Source organism: Streptomyces boncukensis, assembly GCF_011045075.1.
Classification (GTDB): domain Bacteria; phylum Actinomycetota; class Actinomycetes; order Streptomycetales; family Streptomycetaceae; genus Streptomyces; species Streptomyces boncukensis.
The window spans coordinates 1-3278 of record NZ_JAAKZZ010000677.1; the positions used below are offsets into that span (position 1 = coordinate 1).

The 3278-nt window shown below is 70.5% G+C and carries 3 protein-coding genes; 2 read left to right on the forward strand and 1 reads right to left on the reverse strand.

Annotation, left to right across the window (positions count from 1 at the left end; all coding sequences use genetic code 11):
- The coding region (locus G5C65_RS34095) for an outer membrane protein assembly factor BamB family protein (protein WP_165302932.1) at window positions 1–1232 on the forward strand (1232 nt) is incomplete at its 5' end.
- A gap of 37 nt (window positions 1233–1269) precedes the next feature.
- Here G5C65_RS34095 and G5C65_RS34100 read toward each other — a convergent pair.
- Window positions 1270–2490 carry an RNA-guided endonuclease InsQ/TnpB family protein gene (locus G5C65_RS34100; RefSeq protein ID WP_165302933.1) on the reverse strand — a complete coding sequence of 407 codons (1221 nt, stop codon included), beginning with the start codon at window positions 2488–2490 and terminating at the stop codon, window positions 1270–1272.
- Window positions 2491–2508: 18 nt separating this feature from the next.
- On the opposite strand from G5C65_RS34100, the gene G5C65_RS34105 reads away from it, so the two are divergent.
- Window positions 2509–2745 (forward strand): Arc family DNA-binding protein, encoded by a 237-nt coding sequence (locus G5C65_RS34105; protein ID WP_206442582.1) that lies wholly within the window; start codon window positions 2509–2511, stop codon window positions 2743–2745.
- The last annotated feature ends 533 nt before the right edge of the window (window positions 2746–3278 follow it).

Below are 3278 nucleotides of genomic sequence, written 5' to 3' on the forward strand. Positions count from 1 at the left end.
GTGCCGGTGGGGGCGGGAGCACCGCGCAGCGGCTGTTCTCCCTCAAGTCCCCGGAGACCCACGTCAAGGACACCCAGGGCGCCGACGGCAGCTGGGTCACCGGGAAGATCTACGCCAAGTCCTCGATCAACGCCGTCGAGGGCTACCGGATGAACGGCGGGCGCGCCTGGCGCATCCCGCTGGGCGGCCCGGTCTGCGCCGCCTCCCCGCATATGACCGACGACCACCGCACGGCCGTCGCCTTCCAGAAGGGCAGCGGCGGCTGCAGCGCCGTCGCGGTGTTCGACGTCGACAACGGGAAGAAGCTCTGGGAGAAGCCCATCCCCAAGGGGGACCACATCTTCGGCGGCGGGGACGTCAACCTCACCGTCGGTGACGACACCGTCGCGCTCTCCTGGATCGGCGGCTTCGCCGCCTACGGCATCGACGGCGGGCCGCCGGTGTGGAAGAGCAAGGAGACCGGCGAGACCTGCGAACACGAGCGGTACGGCGGCGGCGAGCGGCTGCTCGTCGTGCTGGACTGCAAGGGCTCGCTGACCGTCAACCGCCTCGACCCCAAGACCGGGCACTCCACCTGGGACGTCAAGCTGCCGCGCGGCCTGGACGACGGGCGGAACGTCCGGGTGGTCGACACCGATCCGGTGGTGCTCGTCCTGGGCACCGGCGGCGAGACCGCGTCGGAGGTCATGACCATCGACGACAACGGCTCCATCGCCACCACCTTCGGCCTCGGCAGGCGCTACGAACCCGGCTGCGGGCTCGGCGGCCTGGGCGGCGAGGCGTGCTTCAACGTCGTGGCGGCCGGGGACACGGTCTACGTCTCCACCAAGAAGCACTCCGGCACGGGCGGGAGCTCCCTCCGCAGGGCCAACGAGGTCATGGGCTTCGACTTCCACAGCGGCAAGACGAAGTGGAAGTCGGAGGCCGGCGAGGGCCGCGAGATCTACCCGATCGGCACGGAGGGCGGCAAGGCCGTCGCGTATCTGCCGCCCACCTACGACAAGGGCGGGCGGGTCGTCTCCGTCTCCCCGGACGGCGGCAAACAGCGCGGCCTGCTGCGGCTGCCGGACCGGAGCGCCCCGCAGCAGGGCCGCTTCCTGGTGCCCGGTGTGGGCCAGAGCCCTCCGGTGCTCTACTCCGAAGGGCGGCTGTTCCTCCAGCGGAGCCTGCTGCCTGGGAAGTACGAGACGGACAAGGTGCCGCTGGCCCTGGGCTTCGGTACGCGAAGTTGAATCCTCCCCTCCCTCGCGGAAGGAGGGGATTCCTGGCTCAGGCTGCCTTCTGGAGCGGCGCTCCAGAAGGTCTTATGCCCTTAGCGCCAGCCGGGGTGAGACCAGCCCGGTGGAGCATTACGCGTGCGGAGTTCTTGTCCCGTGGGGTCTCGGTTCCGCACGCGGTGCAGGTGTGGGTGCGCTCGCCCAGCGGCATGCGGTGCTTGGCTCTCGCTCCGCAGTGCGCGCAGTCCGTCGTGGCGTGCGCAGGGTGTACGAGGCGGATGTCCCGCCCGTGTTTGCGGCCCATCTCGATCAGGGCGCGCTTGGTGGCGCCGATGGCGGCGTCGGCGGCCTTGCGTGCCATCTTCGACTGGGCCAGGAACTTCGGCCGGAAGTCCTCGACCGCGATGGCGTCGTGGTCGCGCACGACCTTCTTGGCCCACTTGCGGCCTGTGTCCTGGCGTTGCCTCGCGATCTTCCGGTGTGCCTTCGCCCGCAGCTTCTTCGCCTCGCGGTAGCCCTTCGAAGCGGGCTGCCCCTTCGCGGGTTTGCGGCGGGCCATCATCCGCTCGTAGCGGGTTAGCTTCTCCTTCGCCTTCCTGCCGTGCTCGGCGTGGGGGAGGTCGTGGGAGTCGGAGGTGGTGGTGGCGGTCTCCTTCACACCCCAGTCGATACCGATCACACGGCCGGTCCGGGGTAGCGGCTGCACCTGGGCGGGTACGACGAACGAGGCGTACCAGTGTCCGAGGCTGTCCTGGTACACGCGCACGCTGGACGGCTCGGCGGGAAGGTCCCGCGACCACACCACTGTCAGGACGATGCCCCCGGCCAGGTGCAGGCGGCCGTTCTTGAGGCGGAAGCCGCGACGGGTGTAGTTCAGTGTCGGCAGTGCGTCGCGTTTCTTCTTCCACTTCGGCATCCCGGCTCGCTGCCGCATCGGCAGGCGCTCCCGGATGTCCGTGTGCGCCTTGGCGCGGGACCTGCCGAAGTCGCGGATGATCTGCTGCTGAGGGACCGACGAGCCCTCGCGCAGCCACGGTGTCGTCTGCCGGGCTGCGCTCAGCATCCTGTCGAGCTGCGCCGGGCCGCACGGCCGCTTCTCTCCGGTCGCCTTGTTGTGCAGGTGCACGGCCTTGGACTTGGCCACGCACTCGTTCCACACCCAGCGGCACCGGTCCCACTCGCCCGCCAGGGCTGAGCAAGCGGTGGACGGCATGCGCAGCCGAAAGGTCCACCGGGCGTGCCCCGTGTCCCGGGCTGGCGCCGATGTCGTCATGATGTCATGAGCAGCATCATGATTCGCTTCGCACTGCGCTTTCCCGAAGACCTCCACACCCGCGTACGCGCCCAAGCGATCGCCGATCGGCGGTCCATCAACTCCGAGATCCTGCACCTGATCGAGATCGGGCTCGACGCCGACCCGGAGGGCGCCGAGTCGTCCGGCGGCAATTCGACCTCTCCTGCCTCGTTCCACGGGAAGCCGGAGCCCTCTCCAGCTTGGGAGCCGGGGTACCCTCCGGCTATCCGGTGACAGAACTGAGACCCGGGCCCGCCGTGGCCGATGGTAGAAAGAACTTCCGCTCAGAAGTCTGCCGATGGCGGGCCTGATGTCCGATTCGCTCGGCCCTACGGGGGTTTGGGGTGCCGGGCGCACGGTCTGCCCGTAACGAGGGATTGTCATGTCGCAGCCGCCTCCGCCGCCGAGCCAGCCGCCGTCCGGGGGCTTCGGCGCGCCGCAGGAGCCGCCGGAGGGCCCCGGGCCGGGCCAGCCGTCGTACGGCTACCCCCCGCAGCAGCCAGGTCAGCCGCCGCAGGGCCCGCCCCCGGGCGGTTACGGCTATCCGCAGGGCCAGCCGCCGCAGCCGTCGTACGGCTACCCGCAGCAGCCGGGCCAGCCGCCCGGCCCGCCGCAGGGCCCGCCCGGCGGCGGCTTCGGCGCACGGCCTTGGACTTGGCCACGCACTCGTTCCACACCCAGCGGCACCGGTCCCACTCGCCCGCCAGGGCTGAGCAAGCGGTGGACGGCATGCGCAGCCGAAAGGTCCACCGGGCGTGCCCCGTGTC